Origin of the sequence: Bacillus silvicola (assembly GCF_050524305.1) — a bacterium.
GTDB lineage: Bacteria > Bacillota > Bacilli > Bacillales > Bacillaceae_G > Bacillus_A > Bacillus_A cereus_AT.
In genome coordinates, this window is record NZ_JBNGVC010000003.1 from 65,857 (window position 1) to 82,691 (window position 16,835).

The following is a 16,835-nucleotide window of genomic DNA, read 5'->3' on the forward strand; positions in this document are numbered from 1 at the left end:
GCTTATAGGGAATGATAAAAGATGTGGTGATAAAGCTGGAAGGTGAGGATCAAGAAAGCTTTGTTTTTAAAATTTAGGAGCACGTTATTTTAACTTTGTAGTTTCATTTAAAATGAGCTTTCATTCTATATTGGTAATAAAGAAGTGTAATTTGAGTATTCAATATATAATTTCATTACAACAAGATTAAAAAGAATATAGTATGAGCGCTTGTAAAGCGTTAAATTAATGCTTTACAAATTATGAACGCCATGCGTTCATAATCCGTTAAACCCATTGCTGTAAGGTGTGAAGGTGTCTTTACTTTAGTTCTATAATATAAAGTTATTAAAAAGTTAGGGAATTACACAACCTAACCAAGCTTCTCCAAAAATCGATAAAAAATTTTGCTAACTTTTGAAAAATCAATATCAAAACATTGATATTGATTAATACTGAGGATCTTTGAGATTCATAGGCAAGGCCAAAGAAATATATATAACTGTTGTCATGGGGGAATTGCCTTAAACGCAATAAAATTGAAAGAAATACTCAAAATTTCATACAAGATCAAATATAAATTTAAAATTTGAATTGAGGAATAACTATATAGAATTTAAGTATATACACACTGAAATTCAGCATGAACGCTAGGCGTTTATGGCGCTTTTTCTCTTTTAATATTAAAGGATTAAGATGACTTTGATTTGTTTGAATTAAGAAAAGGGATTGGGATAAGGTTGAGGAAAAGACAGAAATTCTAGGGGGTATGTCAAATAATAATATTATAATTTAAATCAAGTTATCTTCTTTTCATTATACTTAGACGGTATGTATGAAACTTAGTAAAAAAGTATATGAACTTTTGATGAGTGTTAGTTAGATGTATATTATTAAATATATGCTTTAATTTCGAAGTTTAATAGGTATTAAAAACAGACAGAAGAGGAACTCCGTTTAAAAATGTATATTTAGCATTGTGAAGATGAGTTAAAAAAATAAAAAAGCGGTAATTACCGCTTTTTTATAAATTGGAAATGTATTTGATACAAACTGCATCCCCCAATTAGTTTCGAGTAAAAAAACGTTGAATGAACGTTTTTTTACTGTTATCTTGTTGTTCTTGGCGATCCTCATTTAACAATTGAATGGCTTTATCTAGTTTTTCCTGTAGTAACTGAATTTGTGAATCTTTTTCTTCCTTTTCTGAGCGTTCTTGTAATAATAAATTAATAATATCTTGGTTTTGTTGTACAATTTTTTCTTGTTGGTTAAACATATAGGAAAACTTATCTTGGATTATTGATATATCTGTTTGTGAACGTTTCTGAAGTGTTACTTCAGTTTCATTTTCTTCCTGAACGCTATCCGTTTTTGGGGCGTTTTCTTCAATTTCCTCCATGCTTCGCGTAGCGGCCTCTTCTAATTTCCAGTTTTGATTTAGGTATTCCTTCATTTGTTTTAAAATATCTATATCATTTTCATAATAAATTCGTTGGTTACGTTCATTTCTTTCAAATATGTACTCCATTTTTTCTAGTTCAATTGACCATCTACGAAGTGTATTAGTGTTTATATCTAGTTGCTTTGCTACTTCTTGTGCAAAATATCCATATTCCAAACTTCACACCTCCATTATTTGTGTGTTAGATATTCTTTCTTTATTAGAAGGATCATTCCTCTAATAATAAAAATCTTTATTGGGCCACTAGGTAAGAGGCTTCACTACCTTTAAAATGTTTCCTGTGCAGATACTTATGTACTAGATTAGTCTATGTATCTAGTATTGATGTTAACTAAATTATAAAGGATATCCGTTTTGATAACGTTCACCTTCGGAAGTGAAAAATATTTATTAGACAATACAATAATTAAAGAATCACTTGAAATTGTATTATTAAAAGTTTGTTTCCAATATAAGAATTTTACTAGATATATGTGTAAGAATCAAAGCTTTCATTAATAGAATTAGTATCCAGTTAATATTCTTTTAATTTAAAACATACAGAAAGTTGATGGGGGAGGGATTGAACGCTATGCGTTTAGATAGCGTTTTACTAGTAAATAATAATACTCAATTTAAAATCGGGATACTTCTAATAAAATTTTTGGCTCTTAAAACAACTTATAGGGTATTGTGAAATTTTACAAAATCTACAAAGTATTAGAGGTATTTAATATTAAACAGAAATAATGTTACAAAGCTCTATTTAATAGTTTACGTTTTTTAGTATGGCCTATCTTTTTAGAATGCATTCAATAGCTCGTGGTATTCTTATAATACTATATAGAAGTGGGGAAAGAGGGGGAAGGATCCCTATGGATTCAATTTGAAATAAATAGAATTTCATCAGATTTTAGGGAAGACAATAACAGGAATCTACAAAACTATTTATATATTTTGCAAGTTGAATCGGATTCCCTAAAATTAGACAAATAGAAAGACTTTCAGAATGCTATATTAAATAAATCTTGTTTTAAAAAGTAGAACCAATAAAAACATTAGAATAAATTATGATGCATTTAAACTTACTCTAGCAAGCTATTCAGGATTTTCTCTTAGTAAATTTCAAATTTAATTTGATAGTCAATGATGAATTAGCCGTAAGTAGATTAAGGCTGATTGTATACGTAAATTGCCGAGAACTTCATAAAAAGATTATATAAGATGATTTGTATTTCGAAGTTTTATGTGTCAAAAAATAACAAGTTTATGAACGTATATAAGAGGATATGACAAAGAGCCTTGCTATGTTTGATTTTTTTAAGCAAGGCTACATACTAATATGATTTTTAAAATTTAATTACTTTCTTCTAAAAAATTATAGAAAATAAATTCTCTTTTTTTATTTGTACCATGTAGGGATTTCTTTTTTAATGCGTTCTGATTTCTTCGTTCACAGTTTTGTTTAGACTTTTTCCCAAACATTTTTATAAAATGTGCAGGATTGCTATTTTGAGCTTTATTGTATTGAAACCATTGTACACATTCTTCAAAATCCCATCTAGCATAGCGGTCGATATTAGGTGGCATTCTTAAAGCAATTATGTATGCATCCTTTTCACTAAGGTGATTTAGTTCTTGACTTAAAATGTAGTAATAAGCCTTTTTCTGATCCTCACTAAGATAGTCGTCTAAATCTTGTAATCTGTTAGTCTTTTCTTTTAATTTACAATCCGTATTTGATTTTTCTTGTTTGTTTACACTGAAAATATCTACAGAATTAGACAAGACTTGTATATCATTTTTTATATCTTCGTGATTGGCTACAAAATTTTTCTTAAAGAGTTTCTCACTTAGAAATTTAGTGAAAGTAGAGCACACATCAATTGCTACAGCCCATTTTATCTTGAAGTATTCAATAATTTTTAAATAGTTGTTATGTATGGTTAAAATGTAAATTGAAGGAGCGATCTTACCATATCTTCGCACTTTAATTTGTTGGCATACTCCTAGATCCTGCAACCATGTTAATACGTAGTTAATGATAGGTTTTGAAATACCTGATTTTTTGCTAATATGATCTTGCTTTACTTGGGAATATCCTTCTTGTACTAGGTACGATAAAATTGTTTCTAAAGCTTCATATTTACGTTTTGTGAGGTAATCCTTTGTAGTAACACCTTCATATTCTAGGACAATATTATCAATGTAAGTAGTAACTTTCTTAATTGATTGATTAATAGCCCCGGTTTTCTTTGATAGGTGATTGATGTGGGGACTTAGTTCCGATTTCGCTCGACTAAGTAAAAAGTTGTGCAATAACACAGAAAAAACCTCCTAATTTTCCCACCACAAATAAAAAGGAAAAACAGAGGTTTTATATTCACATTGTATATGCATTATGATATAATTTTAATATCAAGTATGATACTAAAGAAAACACATATATTTATAGTGTGAATTAAAACCCTATCTTAGAAGTTTTTAATTGGTTCCGGTCGCCAAACTAGAAGCCAATCAAAAACTGGGAGGTGGGGTTTTATTTTTTGTTTTCTAAAAAGATTTCGTGCATAAATAAGTTATTTTTATTTTACAATTGTATGTGGATAATATCAACACCCTAAGTTCATATTTAGAGATTAGGTACATAAATTGGAGTAGTTTTCATTTTTTTGCATTTAATAAACAGAAAATTCCGTCAAAATTTGAGCAAACACTTGTTTCTAGGTAATGTGGTATAATTTTCTTACTTATATGTACATTTCTGAATATTCGTGAAAAAAGACGAGGTGAAAATACATGAAGAAATTAGCCAAAGAAATTGATGATTATTTATCATCTAAAAATAGGACATATACTGATCTTGCAAAAGAAATTGGGGTTGCTAAATCTACAATTTCTAATTGGATTAATAAGAACAAAGAAATATCTGTATATACTTTTTCGAAAATTGTCTATGTCATTTTTGCAGATGATAAAGATAAACAAGAACAAAAAATAATTGATTATTTAGGTACCTTAGATGATAGATTAAACATAAATGTGAAGGTTGCATTTGCACTTGCTCATTTGAACGATCACGTAGTATTAATGGAATATCTCTCTAAAATATGTGAAGAGAGCAAGGATTTAGAAATGAGACGGTTTGCAGAGATTTTTAATTTATATATCGACCGCTTGAAAGGGAAAAATGTCAGAGAAGTGTACTTGGATATCCAAAAGACTAGAAATTCAAATGCGGATGTAGAAATTTTTTGCGATATACTGAGTATGCTAATCCTTTGTGATTTAGGAGATTTTGGACTAATGGAAGGTTATAAGTCGAGAGTAGAGAATAATATAATGGATGATAAATTAGTAACCAATATTTATTTAAAGAGTTTATACGGATTTTGGGCAAAAGAATTATGGAGTTATTCAATATTAAGGAAAAATAAATCTTTAAAATTTGTAAGGGAAAATGGAGAATTAAGAACACATAAGGATATAAATTTCTTCCCTGTCATGGAAGCTTTGTTGAATATTAGGAGTGGAGAAAACCTTATGTTTTCTGATTATAAAAAATCTTTATACTTTTTACAAGAAGCGTTAAATGTATTGAAGGGTGCAAAAGGTAGTTTGAAATACAATATAGCTCTAAATGATATTAACTTCATTAGAATCTTTTGGTGGAAAGATTTAGATAAAATAGATTTTGATAAATTACATCCGGCTGAGTATGCTTTATTTTTAATCAAAAAAGGAAAATATCAACAAGCGATAAATATACTAGAAGAAATTAGATTAAAAAAGAATATGTTAACTCCAATTCAAACATGTTATCTAGGAATGGCTAAAAAAGATATACATTTAATTGAGCAATCTATTGATATGTTTAAAGCAAATAATGATTTTTTGTACGTAAAATTTGCTGAAGCAATATACAATGAATATTTAGAAATTATAATATAGTTATCAAGGGATGGTGAGGAAATGGTGAAAAAGATATACGTATTAATAGTAGCCGCTATACTGTTATTCCCCGTAGTGAATAGTTCACTAGGTAAAATGGAAACACAACAGTACTCCCAACAAGCTAAAGATTTCGGGAAACAGTATGAGCTTTATAGAATGATGGTTGATCCTGGTGGCGGGGGATAATTTTTCTGTTTCTTATTAAACTTTATATTTTTACAAAAGACATCGTTTTGAACGGTGTCTTTTGTGATTTTATAAACTGTTTTATAAATACCTAAATGTGGAATTATAAAACTTTTGTGTTATTTTTCACAATATAAAAATAAAAAATGGAGGGGCAGCAATGGAGAGAATGGTATTAAGTATAAATGAATTAGTAGAGATTGTGAAAACGATTGATTTACAAACTTTTAGTGAAATTATGGAGTTATGTGCGAGTTACGAACAAGATGAATAGGAGAGTCTCTGGAATGAGGTTCTCCTATTCATCTTGTTCAACTTGCTTTTTTAATTGGCTAGCATACTTTAATAATTCTTCTTCAATATGAGGTTTATGTTTATCTGGTACACTCATGTATCGTTCATAGAGTAGTCTGGCTAAACGTTCAACTGGATCTTCGCCTTTAATACTTTTTAAGAGGTCTTCATCCGGAATTTCATTTTTTAATAAAGAAGGTACACTGACATTTAAATAATTAGCAATTTCCTCTAATTTATTTAAGCGTGGTTTTTTTTCTCCAGTTTCCCAGCTAGATACGGTTCTATATGTAGCATTTAAATCTTCAGCCATTTCTTTTCGGCTTACTCCTTTTATAGCTCTTAATTTCTTTATGTTTTTCCCTACAATATTTTCATCGATTGTCATTTTTGTTATCACTCCAATTTTGCATAGTAAAATAAGGTTTTTTGAAAAGATGAACTAAAAGTGTTAAAAATATGAACTTTAAGTGTTGACTATAGGCTTAAAGACGAATAAACTGTAAATAAGGGGGTGAGACATTTGACGGCTTTAAGAGAATTTCGTAAATTAAAAGGTTATACAATTAATGAGGTTTCAAAAGGTTCAAAAATCCCGGTTAGTACTTTGTATGATGTTGAATCGGGTAGAAAGGGTTTAATTTCTAATCGGGCAAAAAGCATTTCGGATTTTTTTGGAGAACCAGTTGAAAACCTTTTTTTTGCAACATATTATCGAGCTAAGTTGAAATGAATTATTTTCATAAAAAATAATTATACATTTATATTGTAAATGAACAATCTATAAAAGGTACAATTTTATTGTTATTTTTTAAGTTTTTTAATCTAAAAATTCAGATTAAAAATATTTGAAGAAACATTTGTACCAGACGGCTATTTATTAAATGAAGAAATATTCTCTTTTGAAATTAAAGAGGATGGTCAAATTATTAAACATGCGGTGAAGGATCAGAAGAGACCGACACCCCCCTACATCAGTGACACCGCACCGGAACAGCCAGAATAACCACAAATACCATAAACACTACTACCACAGATACAGGAATAACCAAAAGTAACGGAAAAACCTGTCATACCACAATTAGAGAGACCGCAACAGATTGTTATGAAACCACAACTAGAACAAACACCAAAGAAAATCGAAACGTATCTTCCGACAACAGGCGGTAAAGCTGAAAATCCATATATAAAATGGATTGGTCTTGCATGTGTCGTATTTAGCTTAATCGGAGCCATATTTGCAGTAAGAAACCGTAAGAAAGCTCAATTGTGATATGAAAGAATATGAACCTTATTTTATTGAAGTAGATGAAAATCCGTTAGGCTTTGCTATTGGATTTCGAAATGCATGCATACTCGTAATTCCCATTTGGACAGTTGTTTTTTGGATAGGGAGCAAGATATAAGAAACCGAGAGGGAGATGAAATGAAATGTCAGAAATCTATGTCGATAAAATGAAAAATTTAGGGAAACCTGGGGAAGGCGTTATGCGGCGCAAGAGTGCTTGGTTACCTGAAGAATTGATGCAAGCAATTTCAATCGCTCAAACTGTAATTAAACCATTAAAGCAACATGATTATTGGATAGAATCCGCTACAAAATTATTGGCAGGAAGTATTTTGTATCTGGATCAACGTCATAAAAACCTATATTACCTAGATGTGAAAAAAGTTATTGAGTTCACGGAAAAAATGTATGAGAGTGAAGCGAACTTGGTAGAGGTAGTAAATTCGCTCGAGAATGAGCATCCAGCTTATCATATCTTCCACGAACTAGGTCTTTATTCAAAAGAAACAAGGGATGCGATAACTATCACTTTGCTATACATTCTTGAAAAACATCAACGTGAAAAGCAAGAGGAACAAAAAGAGTATTTTTGGTTTCAGTAGTAATCAGAAGAGGGAAATGAAATAGGAAGGAGTGCAATACATGTTAGGCGTAGCTAAGAAGTATACAAAGGTGATTAGAGCGTTGAAAGAACTGAATGAAGGGGAAAAGGTTGCAGGTGTGATAAAAGCTCGATTTGGGGCTTATAAATCGGTCATAGAAGGTGTGAAAGAAACAAATGATGATTTTATCTTCATTTTTGATCCGAAAGGCATCTTTTTTGAAGATACACATCATGAAAAGCAAAAACAAGGATATCACATCATCAAACATGATTTGCTAACTGGTTATGAAACGTTTGAAATGAATATAAAGCAAAAATCGGTTGTGTATATAAGTATAGAAACGGAAACAAGTACGTATCAAGAGAGAGGAGAAGCATTATCAAATTTTCTTCAGTATCTAACAGAATGCAAGAATATAAGACCAATTCACCTGGTGTTTCATCAATATGATTTGTACCCGATCCCTCATATGGAGCAGTTTTTAAAAGATAGCGCAACATACCACATTCAGCATTCAATTGTAGTTGAATCTCAATCCGCATTACAGCACATATACGGAAAAGAGGCAGCACAACGCATTATCACTTCGTACAACACAACAACCCTAGCATGATATCAAGCACTCGTTCACTATTTTATCCTATCTAGATGGCTAGAAAACTATACATGGGAGAAGCGTTTTTCTCCCTTCTTTATCAAAAATAGGAGGCGTTCATATGGGAAAAGAACAAAGACTCACATTTTATGATATTGCCGCATCACAAGCTCATAGTGTTAAAACTTTTGATGGAAAAACATACGAACTGAAAGGCACCATCGCAATTGAAAATAACACAGGAAGCATTGAAAATGTAGCTCAAATTTATTATCAAGTGCGTTCTGTCAGAGACGAACATCAAAACTTGATCGCAAAAAGGAAACATAAACAAGCGGAATTAGTAGCCGTAAAACAAAAGTGTAAATAAAAAAAGCGATTTTGAAGTGTGCTGAGAACATAGCACAAAGTAATTTGCTCTTTGACAATTTAGATATATATTGCGTATATCTTCCTTTCAGTAATGATGTAGAAGGATGATATACGGCTTTCAATATATATGCGTGCCTCCCTTGAAACGGTCACTAGAGGGGTTAGGTATACGATTATCGTTAGAAGAGTGCGTACGTAAAACTCATATCTGTGACCATTGGAAATGCATTGTATCAAAAATCTGTTTGCGCTAGTGATCGTGAGGAATATCCCATTTTGACATTCTAAAGAAGCGATAAACCATACAAACAGTAGATACATAAGGTTCTACGTTCATGCCAAAATACGTAGTGCGGTATTGGGCATATAGAAGCTAGGTCGGGGTTAGTTTCTATACGCATACCAATACAGGGTTCGTCATTCCAGCCATAAATGATATTTCCATTTTCTATCCCACTTTCCTTTAAATGTTATAAAATATAGACAGATGTTGAAGTTTAAAAGTGTCTCATCACACTTCAAAATCGCTTATTAAAATATGACATAGGGAGGAACATGCATGAGTCGTAAAGGGTGGATCATTTCCGCTGTTGTTGGACTGTTAATTGCAATTGGTATTGGTTCAACATTTGTCTTTAGTTCGGGAAAAGGGGAAGTAATGGAACTTAGTCCGTTAGAAATGAAGAAGTTCATGAGTGAGGATGGCACAGGTTTTGTTATGTTAAGTGCTGACAAGAAAAAGCGAGAAGATTGGATTCATTTTGTAAAAAAAGTAGCTAAACAAGAAAATGTTGAAGTACACGAGTTAGATGAAGAACGTGAGGATATACCAGGTACCAGCAATCCTCATAATTGGGGGCTATCTCAAAGACGAAGTTCTCTTGCGTACTATGAAAAAGGAAAGCCTAAAAAAGATATTAAGCTGTCAGAAATTAAAGCATCAGAGCTTGAAAAAGAAATTAGTTTTTTTGTTAAAAATTGCAAAGAACAATATCAGAAGTAATCACATAATCATTGAAAGGTGGTGATATAGTGGCGATTACACAGAGGGAATTAAAAAAAGAAAAAGATATGGTAGCAAACCTATTAAGAGCCAATGGTCAGGATTATAACCATTGGCTTCATTTACATCATCAGAAATACATTGAAGAAAATCAAGATTTAGTAATGAAAGCTTTACAAGCTTATAAGGCAACAGCAACAGAAGTAAAAGAAGTAAAAGAAGTAAAAGAAGACAGCAAGTCAAATAAGCCAAGTCAGCTTAGTAACGTATAAGCATCTAAAAATGAAAAGGGAGTGAATGTATATGTCAATGTTGGAAACAGTAGCTCAAATGTTAGTGTTAGGTGATGCGATGGACGGTCTAATTAATACGGGTACTTCATTTATTACATGGATGCAAAGAGGAGCAATAGTTAGTACAGCAATTGTTTTCTGTTTTGGCGCTTATCTATTAATATGGGGCGGCGAACGAGGAAGACATAAATGTGTTTGGTGGTTTATTGGTGGGGCAGTCGGACTTGTTATTGTAATGGGATGCCAATACTTAGCAGAGAGCGTAAATAGCAATGTAAAATTTGGTCAAATCTTATTCCCGTTTTTCTGGATGAAATAGTGAAAAAATATAATTAAGGCAATGAGGAGGCTATGCAAAGGGTATGGCTTTTTTTGTTGCCTTTTTTTATGGAATTTGAGCTTTATTAAGAAATTAGGGGGAGAATTATGGGGGTGTCAAGAGTATTTGAAAGTGTTCTGGTTATTGGTAATATACAACCAATTATCTCAATGCTAAAACCAGAAGCACTGTTAAGAGCTGTGATATTCTTCATCATTATTTGGGTATTGATTGCTGTTTTATGTATCTATCATAAGTACGCAACCAATAAAGCTGAAAATAATAATTCAAGAGATCATTCGAAGTAAATTTAAATCAAACGGAAGAAAGGAGAAGCCATGTTTGTCATTTTTAAGAGTAGCAATGGAACAGAAATTGAGTCGGGTAAGCAATATTCGTTTCATGAGGCTTATACCTTAACGAAACGATTAGAACGTGTGTATAGAGAAGCAGGGCGGCAAGAACATATTGATTTCGACTTGTTAGATGGTCATGCTAATGAAATTTATAACGGTACGTTATCACTTGGTTCGAGATATGCAGATCATATTTTTGATCACATTTCTAAAAAAATGAATGTGATGCAATTAGGTCCGGAACAAGAGGAACAAAAGAAGGAGCTGTTAGAAACATTAGAAAGAGAAATCAATGATTCTCCTTTTCATGAAGAATATGAATATCAAGAAGAATTACCAGTAAGAAATGAGGAACCCTCCTATAGTCCATCGGATGAAGTGAAAACACAAGTAAAGCCTGGAAAGGAAAATAGAAAAGGATTCAAAATTATTGCGAGTGTTATAGGAAGTGTGGTGTTAATTGGAGCTGGTGCCATATTTGCCTTTAAGTTATTCTCTTCCGAACCAGTTTCGAGTGCAAATGCTGGTTCTGAACAATATGTAGTAAAAGGATTACAACAGGCAGCCATTCAACAGTATGGAGAAGCCGTTAAATACTTCGATAAGGTCAATTACACAGAATTAGATAAAGATAGTCAGAAGGCAGTTTTATTTACTTATTTATTAAATGGGAAGGCAAATAAGGCATTACAATATGAGCCGAAATTTGCAGAAAGTGTGGTTGCTTATTTTATTGGGATAGACAACATGAATAAAATCAATGAAATTGATGTCAAAAATGATGTAATCGACTTTGAAAAGGCAGCGCTTAATAAGAAATATGAGGAGGTAATCAAACTTAAGGGGAAAGTCAATATGGATGGTAGACGTGAAAAGCTCATCGTTGAAGCTTTTGTACATCTGAAAAAATATGAAGAATGTTATTCTTTTGCCAAAACGCAAGGAAATAAAAACTTGATGAAAGAGGTTAAAGAATTAGAAAAACGAGATATTCAGCAATCTACGATAAGTGAAGAAGAAAAGAAAGCTAAGATTGAAAAAATTGATAAAGATCTACAGAACATCTAAGGGGGAGAGAATAACATGCCATTAAATTATGAGAATTTGTACAAAAAAATGGGAATTGTTTTTCTTGGTGGTTCATTGATATTGAGTACGACAGGGTGCAGTTGGTTTGGAAGTAAGGAATCATCAAAAAGTAAATCAGCTATTACAAAAAAGGTAGATAAGAATAAGCCGGAGGAAAAGAAAGAAGATCTGAACAAACAAGATTTTGAAGCAATTACAGAGAATGCAATTCAAAGTAAGGATAATGAAGTTGCTTATGTAATCGAAGAGTTGGATAAATCAAAAATTAATTTTAAAGAAAAATCTATTGTAAGTAATCTTCAAAATGGGGATGACACCACTTCTCGTGTTCTAGCACTCTTTGATAAAGAAACGACAGATAAATCAATTCAAGATACAGCAAAGGATAATGTGATTGCAGCTATTACAGATAATAAGCCACAAGTCACCGTGAATGGAGATCATTTTGCATTTGGCGATCAAAATATTGATTCTACCGTAGCGAGTATAGGAGATATTCTTCCACCAGAGAAGAAACCAGATACAATTGTGAACCCACCAATTATAACGGAGGGTGAGAATGGTAATACGGAAAATACAGGGGCAGAAAAGCCAACAGAACCGGAAAAACCAACAAATCCAGAAAAACCAACAGAACCGGAAAAACCAACAAATCCAGAGAAGCCGACAGAACCAGAGAAGCCAACAGATCCAGAAAAACCAACAGAACCAGAGAATCCAACAAATCCAGAAAAACCAACAGAACCAGAGAATCCAACAAATCCAGAGAAGCCAACAGAACCAGAGAATCCAACAAATCCAGAAAAACCAACAGAACCAGAGAAGCCAACAGAACCAGAGAAACCAACAGAACCAGAGAAACCAACAGAACCAGAGAAACCAACAGAACCAGAGAAACCAACAGAACCAGAGAAGCCAACAGAACCAGAGAAACCAACAGAACCAGAGAAACCAACAGAACCAGAGAAGCCAACAGAACCAGAGAAACCAACAGAACCAGAGAAACCAACAGAACCAGAGAAACCAACAGAACCAGAGAAACCAACAGAACCAGAAAAGCCAACAGAACCAGAGAAACCAACAGAACCAGAGAAGCCAACAGATCCAGAGAAACCAACAGAACCAGAGAAACCAACAGAACCAGAAAAGCCAACAGAACCAGAGAAACCAACAGAACCAGAAAAGCCAACAGAACCAGAGAAACCAACAGAACCAGAAAAGCCAACAGAACCAGAGAAACCAACAGAACCAGAGAAGCCAACAGAACCAGAGAAGCCAACAGATCCAGAGAAACCAACAGAACCAGAAAAGCCGACAGAACCAGAGAAACCAACAGATCCAGAAAAACCAACAGAACCAGAGAAACCAACAGATCCAGAAAAGCCAACAGAACCAGAGAAACCAACAGATCCAGAAAAGCCAACAGAACCAGAGAAGCCAACAGAACCAGAAAAGCCGACAGAACCAGAGAATCCAACAAATCCAGAGAAGCTAACAGAACCGGAAAAGCCAGTTCTGAAACAAAATGAAAAGATGGTAGCGAGTAAATAAAGAAAAAACCAACTGATATTGTCAAAAAGGTACTCATAAAAAGAGTACCTTTTTAATTTGAAAATAAATGTAATCTAATTTTTTTAATGAAAGGGGTCATATAGATGTTTGTTAATAGTGCAAATTTAGTACAAATTTCAAGTCTAGATAAAAGTTTAATGGTGGTAGGTCGAGTGGGAACAGGGAAAACGAGGGAATTGAAGAAAATGGCTTTAAGTTTATCAAAAGTTTTAGTGTTAGATCCATTGAAGGAATACGAAGAATTAGAGAAGCAAACAGAGGGGCATGTGACTTTACAATATTTAGATTGTGAATCAAATGAGGGATATAGGAATTTTAAAATTACAGAAGATGTGATAAATATAGCTAAACAATTTGAATATGTAATTGTAGATGAAACCAATTATTTATGTCAGGAAGATTTTATATACTTTCTTCAACAAATGAAGGATTCCGATATAAAAGTAATAGCGAGTTTTCAACAAATGCCAACAGATGCTCAAATTACTAAGAAATTTCGATACATCATATCTTTAGATATAACGAATGATTTCGATAAGATAACAGAATATGAAAAATATAATTATGATTCTGGATTTGGTTTGAAAAAGTAATACGTGTGGCTAGATTGAACAGAGGTGATGCTTTGATATGTATAGTGAAAAGATATCAATCAAATATAAATTAGCTGAAAAAGAAGTACTCATTCCATTGAGTGCTTTTTTGTTTGTTGGAATGTTTTTAATCGCTAATTTTTTACTCAACTTATCTTTAGAGCTGATAGAAACAACATTTAGTGATTTATTACACCCAAAACCATTTCATATGGAGGTAGGATTTCTTTTTCAGATGCCGATTGCAGAGCATCCGATTTACTACATGCTTGTTTTCCTTGTAGTAATTGGAACCATTGCAAGAACGGTGTATAAGCTGAAATCTTCCTTTAAAAACTTAAATAATCATCAGAAAGGATCTAGTCGTTTTACAATAGTTGAAGAGCTGAAAAAGCAGTATCGAGCTGTACCAGATCGAGAGGAATCATTTAAAGGTGGCGGTGGTGTCGTTATCTCCCGACTAGGTGATAAGGTATTTATTGATGATAGCCCGGTAAACAATTTAATTATTGGTACAACACGCTCTGGTAAAGGGGAAACTTATGTATTTCCTACAATTGATGTTTATTCCAGGGCGGAGCATCAACCTTCTTTAATTATTAATACACCAAAAGGGGAACTATTTACGGCATCGAAAGATACCCTGGAAGAACGAGGGTATCACATTGAAGTTTTGAACTTGTTAAACCCACTTGATTCTATGAGTTATAACTTATTGCAGCTTGTCAAAGATGCTTATAAAGATGGAGATTATTCAACAGCGCAGGCACTATGTAAAACACTTTCTCACACTTTGTATTACAACCCAACTGTCAAAGATCCTTTTTGGCAACAGTGCGCAATGAGCTTGTGTAACGCCATGATACTAGCTGTTACGGATAAATGTATTGCAGAAGGTACAGAAGAAAAAATTACCATGTATGCAGTTGCAAATATGTTATCAGAACTTGGTTCAAAAGAGGTAATCGTAGATCCGGATGCAGATCCACAAAATGCATTAGATTTATACTTTGAAGGCTTACCAGCGGATAGTGTTGCGAAAATGCAATATGCAACCTCAAACTTCTCGAAAGGAACGACACGAGGGGGAATTTTCACCCAAACAATGAACGGACTTTCTATTTTTACATTTGATGAAATCGCTAAAATGACAGCAAAAAATAGTGTGGATTTAAAACGTGTCGGTTTTGGAAAAACAATAAAAGGAAAAGTGACATCTAGAAAACGAGTAGAAATTGTATTTCCAGATGGCTCAAAGGAGTCTATCAAGGCAGATATTACAGGACGTTTTGCATTAGATTTTAAACAAGTAATAAAAGTTGGAGATACCATTCAATGTAATGAAAAGGAAAATCCGCAAACGAAAACATCTATTTCTATTACAAAAATAGATGAAAAAACGGGTCATACAGAATTTAAAGTAGTAGAAGAAAATAAAGATATGAAAATAACAAAAGTGGATTATTTCGATAAACCAGTCGCTATTTTTATGATTACACCAGACTTTGATTCTTCGAATCATGTGATTGCTTCTATTTTTGTAAGGCAGCTTTATTTTATATTGGCAAAGGGTGCGTCTCTTGCTCGAGGGGGAGAATGCCAGCGTGAAGTAGTATTTTTACTTGATGAATTTGGAAACATGCCGAGTATTGAAGGAATGGCGAATATTATTACGGTTTGTCTCGGTAGAAATATTCGCTTTAACCTTGTTGTTCAAGCATACGCACAAATAAAAAATAAGTATGGAGATGATGCAGATACCATTGATGGAAACTGTGGGAATACGATCTACATTCTAACAAACGATCAAGAAACAGCAGAAAAAGTGTCCAAAAAGCTGGGGAATCAGACAATTAATCTACCTTCTCGAAGTGGAAAAGGTCTTTCTACAGATAAAAATAAAACGGAAGGTTTAGATCAACGACCGTTATTAACAGCAAATGAGCTTATGAGTTTTAAAGAAGGAGAAAGTGCAGTTATTCGTGTCATAAAACGTCAAGATAATAATCGAAAGCGTATCAGACCACGTCCAATTTATAATACGGGAGAAACAGCTTTAAAATATAGATGGGAGTACTTAGGAGTAGAGTTCGATACAGATAAATCTATTTTAGATATAGATATCCACTCTTTACATGATGATGTAGAGCCGAAAAAACTTATTGTAGATTTTCTAGGAGAGAGAAAAGCAGAACAAATTGAGAAAAAAACTTCAGAACCAGAACAAGTACAAAAACAAGAAGCTTCTTCCCAAATAGAGACACCGCAGCCAGTAGAAGAACCAACAATGATGGGACTTGATGAAGAGATTCCGGAAGAGGCGTTTCAGCAGGAAGATAGCCCGTTTGATTCCCTTTCCATTGAAAATTGGAAGGAAAAAACGGTTAATGAATTTTTTGAATCTGATTTAGCGGTTTTGAAACTAGTTGATAAGTTCTTTTTAGCGCAATTAGGTAAATCAATAGATGAGGTTGAAAATCAAGAAATGGGCGAGTTTTACAGTGAATTTCAAATGTTAGCTCACAATGACCACATCGACAAAAGTGTTTATCAAGCAGTCGAAAACAAGATTAATCGAATCTTGCGTGATTTAGAAGAAAAAGAACAAGTGACGAGTTAGAAAAGCACTCAAATGATTGAGTGCTTTTTTGAATCCAAACTAAAGGAGGAAGAGGGAATGTGCGTACCGACAATAACGGATAAAATGCAATTGATTTTAGATAGTTACTCGCCATTTGTAACAGAAGAAAATGAGGTCATTCTTGGTCTAGAAGATGCGGTTCTTTTCCTTTCAGTAGATCGGGAACAAAAAGGGAAATTGATTATTCGCATTGACAGATTAAATGAAAGAGTGAATTGGACAGCAAAAGAAGTATTAGGACAGTAATAAGCA

The 16,835-nt window shown here is 33.0% G+C and carries 18 protein-coding genes and 1 pseudogene; 16 read left to right on the forward strand and 3 right to left on the reverse strand.

Annotated features, from left to right (window positions below; genetic code table 11):
- Positions 1-1,045: 1,045 nt before the first annotated feature.
- Both ACP6L7_RS09305 and ACP6L7_RS09310 read right to left on the reverse strand, forming a co-directional pair.
- Positions 1,046-1,600 (reverse strand): MerR family transcriptional regulator, encoded by a 555-nt coding sequence (locus tag ACP6L7_RS09305; protein WP_430529068.1) that lies wholly within the window; start codon positions 1,598-1,600, stop codon positions 1,046-1,048.
- A gap of 1,179 nt (positions 1,601-2,779) precedes the next feature.
- The gene (locus ACP6L7_RS09310) at positions 2,780-3,748 is read right to left on the reverse strand and encodes a Replicase RepFR55 (RefSeq protein WP_430529069.1); all 969 of its coding nucleotides are present in this window, start codon (positions 3,746-3,748) and stop codon (positions 2,780-2,782) included.
- 474 nt (positions 3,749-4,222) lie between these two features.
- On the opposite strand from ACP6L7_RS09310, the gene ACP6L7_RS09315 reads away from it, so the two are divergent.
- Positions 4,223-5,374, forward strand: a complete 1,152-nt coding sequence (locus ACP6L7_RS09315) for an AimR family lysis-lysogeny pheromone receptor (protein ID WP_430529070.1) — start codon at positions 4,223-4,225, stop codon at positions 5,372-5,374.
- 21 nt (positions 5,375-5,395) lie between these two features.
- On the forward strand, positions 5,396-5,563 hold the full coding sequence (locus tag ACP6L7_RS09320) for a hypothetical protein (RefSeq protein ID WP_430529071.1): 168 nt from the start codon (positions 5,396-5,398) through the stop codon (positions 5,561-5,563).
- Positions 5,564-5,861: 298 nt separating this feature from the next.
- Here ACP6L7_RS09320 and ACP6L7_RS09325 read toward each other — a convergent pair whose 3' ends face one another.
- Positions 5,862-6,245 carry a helix-turn-helix domain-containing protein gene (locus ACP6L7_RS09325; protein WP_430529072.1) on the reverse strand — a complete coding sequence of 128 codons (384 nt, stop codon included), beginning with the start codon at positions 6,243-6,245 and terminating at the stop codon, positions 5,862-5,864.
- 135 nt (positions 6,246-6,380) lie between these two features.
- Here ACP6L7_RS09325 and ACP6L7_RS09330 point away from each other — a divergent pair, with 135 nt between their 5' ends.
- The 14 genes and pseudogenes from ACP6L7_RS09330 (at position 6,381) to ACP6L7_RS09395 (ending at position 16,829) form a co-directional block, all read left to right on the forward strand.
- Positions 6,381-6,590 carry a helix-turn-helix domain-containing protein gene (locus ACP6L7_RS09330; RefSeq protein ID WP_430529073.1) on the forward strand — a complete coding sequence of 70 codons (210 nt, stop codon included), beginning with the start codon at positions 6,381-6,383 and terminating at the stop codon, positions 6,588-6,590.
- A 114-nt stretch (positions 6,591-6,704) separates the two neighbouring features.
- Positions 6,705-7,130: pseudogene (locus tag ACP6L7_RS09335) on the forward strand (LPXTG cell wall anchor domain-containing protein); the annotation flags it as partial.
- Between the two features lie 158 nt (positions 7,131-7,288).
- Complete coding sequence (locus ACP6L7_RS09340) at positions 7,289-7,747, forward strand: type IV secretory system conjugative DNA transfer family protein (RefSeq protein ID WP_430529074.1); 459 nt, start codon at positions 7,289-7,291, stop codon at positions 7,745-7,747.
- A gap of 40 nt (positions 7,748-7,787) precedes the next feature.
- Positions 7,788-8,363: a hypothetical protein gene (locus ACP6L7_RS09345; RefSeq protein ID WP_430529075.1), complete on the forward strand. Its 576-nt coding sequence runs from the start codon at positions 7,788-7,790 to the stop codon at positions 8,361-8,363.
- Between the two features lie 103 nt (positions 8,364-8,466).
- The gene (locus ACP6L7_RS09350) at positions 8,467-8,715 is read left to right on the forward strand and encodes a hypothetical protein (RefSeq protein WP_002090828.1); all 249 of its coding nucleotides are present in this window, start codon (positions 8,467-8,469) and stop codon (positions 8,713-8,715) included.
- 561 nt (positions 8,716-9,276) lie between these two features.
- A complete protein-coding gene (locus ACP6L7_RS09355) occupies positions 9,277-9,720 on the forward strand; it encodes a hypothetical protein (RefSeq protein WP_430529076.1) in 444 nt (147 codons plus the stop codon).
- 29 nt (positions 9,721-9,749) lie between these two features.
- Positions 9,750-9,992 (forward strand): hypothetical protein, encoded by a 243-nt coding sequence (locus ACP6L7_RS09360; RefSeq protein WP_430529077.1) that lies wholly within the window; start codon positions 9,750-9,752, stop codon positions 9,990-9,992.
- Between the two features lie 31 nt (positions 9,993-10,023).
- Positions 10,024-10,332: a hypothetical protein gene (locus ACP6L7_RS09365; protein ID WP_002130440.1), complete on the forward strand. Its 309-nt coding sequence runs from the start codon at positions 10,024-10,026 to the stop codon at positions 10,330-10,332.
- 107 nt (positions 10,333-10,439) lie between these two features.
- Positions 10,440-10,640, forward strand: a complete 201-nt coding sequence (locus ACP6L7_RS09370) for a hypothetical protein (protein ID WP_050001510.1) — start codon at positions 10,440-10,442, stop codon at positions 10,638-10,640.
- Between the two features lie 30 nt (positions 10,641-10,670).
- Positions 10,671-11,756, forward strand: coding sequence for a hypothetical protein (locus ACP6L7_RS09375; RefSeq protein ID WP_430529078.1), 1,086 nt, complete (start codon positions 10,671-10,673; stop codon positions 11,754-11,756).
- A 15-nt stretch (positions 11,757-11,771) separates the two neighbouring features.
- Positions 11,772-13,328, forward strand: a complete 1,557-nt coding sequence (locus ACP6L7_RS09380) for a hypothetical protein (RefSeq protein ID WP_430529079.1) — start codon at positions 11,772-11,774, stop codon at positions 13,326-13,328.
- 104 nt (positions 13,329-13,432) lie between these two features.
- Positions 13,433-13,942 (forward strand): hypothetical protein, encoded by a 510-nt coding sequence (locus ACP6L7_RS09385; protein ID WP_430529080.1) that lies wholly within the window; start codon positions 13,433-13,435, stop codon positions 13,940-13,942.
- A 37-nt stretch (positions 13,943-13,979) separates the two neighbouring features.
- Positions 13,980-16,562 (forward strand): VirD4-like conjugal transfer protein, CD1115 family, encoded by a 2,583-nt coding sequence (locus ACP6L7_RS09390; RefSeq protein WP_430529081.1) that lies wholly within the window; start codon positions 13,980-13,982, stop codon positions 16,560-16,562.
- Positions 16,563-16,619: 57 nt separating this feature from the next.
- The gene (locus tag ACP6L7_RS09395; RefSeq protein ID WP_000338017.1) at positions 16,620-16,829 is read left to right on the forward strand and encodes a hypothetical protein; all 210 of its coding nucleotides are present in this window, start codon (positions 16,620-16,622) and stop codon (positions 16,827-16,829) included.
- Positions 16,830-16,835: the final 6 nt, after the last annotated feature.

Bases quoted from the DNA above. Each gene is read 5' to 3' on its own strand.
- ACP6L7_RS09395 (WP_000338017.1), top strand. From the start codon at position 16,620: ATGTGCGTACCGACAATAACGGATAAAATGCAATTGATTTTAGATAGT.
- ACP6L7_RS09385 (WP_430529080.1), top strand. From the start codon at position 13,433: ATGTTTGTTAATAGTGCAAATTTAGTACAAATTTCAAGTCTAGATAAA.
- ACP6L7_RS09320 (WP_430529071.1), top strand. From the start codon at position 5,396: ATGGTGAAAAAGATATACGTATTAATAGTAGCCGCTATACTGTTATTC.
- ACP6L7_RS09390 (WP_430529081.1), top strand. From the start codon at position 13,980: ATGTATAGTGAAAAGATATCAATCAAATATAAATTAGCTGAAAAAGAA.
- ACP6L7_RS09340 (WP_430529074.1), top strand. From the start codon at position 7,289: ATGTCAGAAATCTATGTCGATAAAATGAAAAATTTAGGGAAACCTGGG.
- ACP6L7_RS09350 (WP_002090828.1), top strand. From the start codon at position 8,467: ATGGGAAAAGAACAAAGACTCACATTTTATGATATTGCCGCATCACAA.
- ACP6L7_RS09345 (WP_430529075.1), top strand. From the start codon at position 7,788: ATGTTAGGCGTAGCTAAGAAGTATACAAAGGTGATTAGAGCGTTGAAA.
- ACP6L7_RS09355 (WP_430529076.1), top strand. From the start codon at position 9,277: ATGAGTCGTAAAGGGTGGATCATTTCCGCTGTTGTTGGACTGTTAATT.
- ACP6L7_RS09315 (WP_430529070.1), top strand. From the start codon at position 4,223: ATGAAGAAATTAGCCAAAGAAATTGATGATTATTTATCATCTAAAAAT.
- ACP6L7_RS09380 (WP_430529079.1), top strand. From the start codon at position 11,772: ATGCCATTAAATTATGAGAATTTGTACAAAAAAATGGGAATTGTTTTT.
- ACP6L7_RS09365 (WP_002130440.1), top strand. From the start codon at position 10,024: ATGTCAATGTTGGAAACAGTAGCTCAAATGTTAGTGTTAGGTGATGCG.
- ACP6L7_RS09370 (WP_050001510.1), top strand. From the start codon at position 10,440: ATGGGGGTGTCAAGAGTATTTGAAAGTGTTCTGGTTATTGGTAATATA.
- ACP6L7_RS09375 (WP_430529078.1), top strand. From the start codon at position 10,671: ATGTTTGTCATTTTTAAGAGTAGCAATGGAACAGAAATTGAGTCGGGT.
- ACP6L7_RS09325 (WP_430529072.1), bottom strand. From the start codon at position 6,245: ATGACAATCGATGAAAATATTGTAGGGAAAAACATAAAGAAATTAAGA.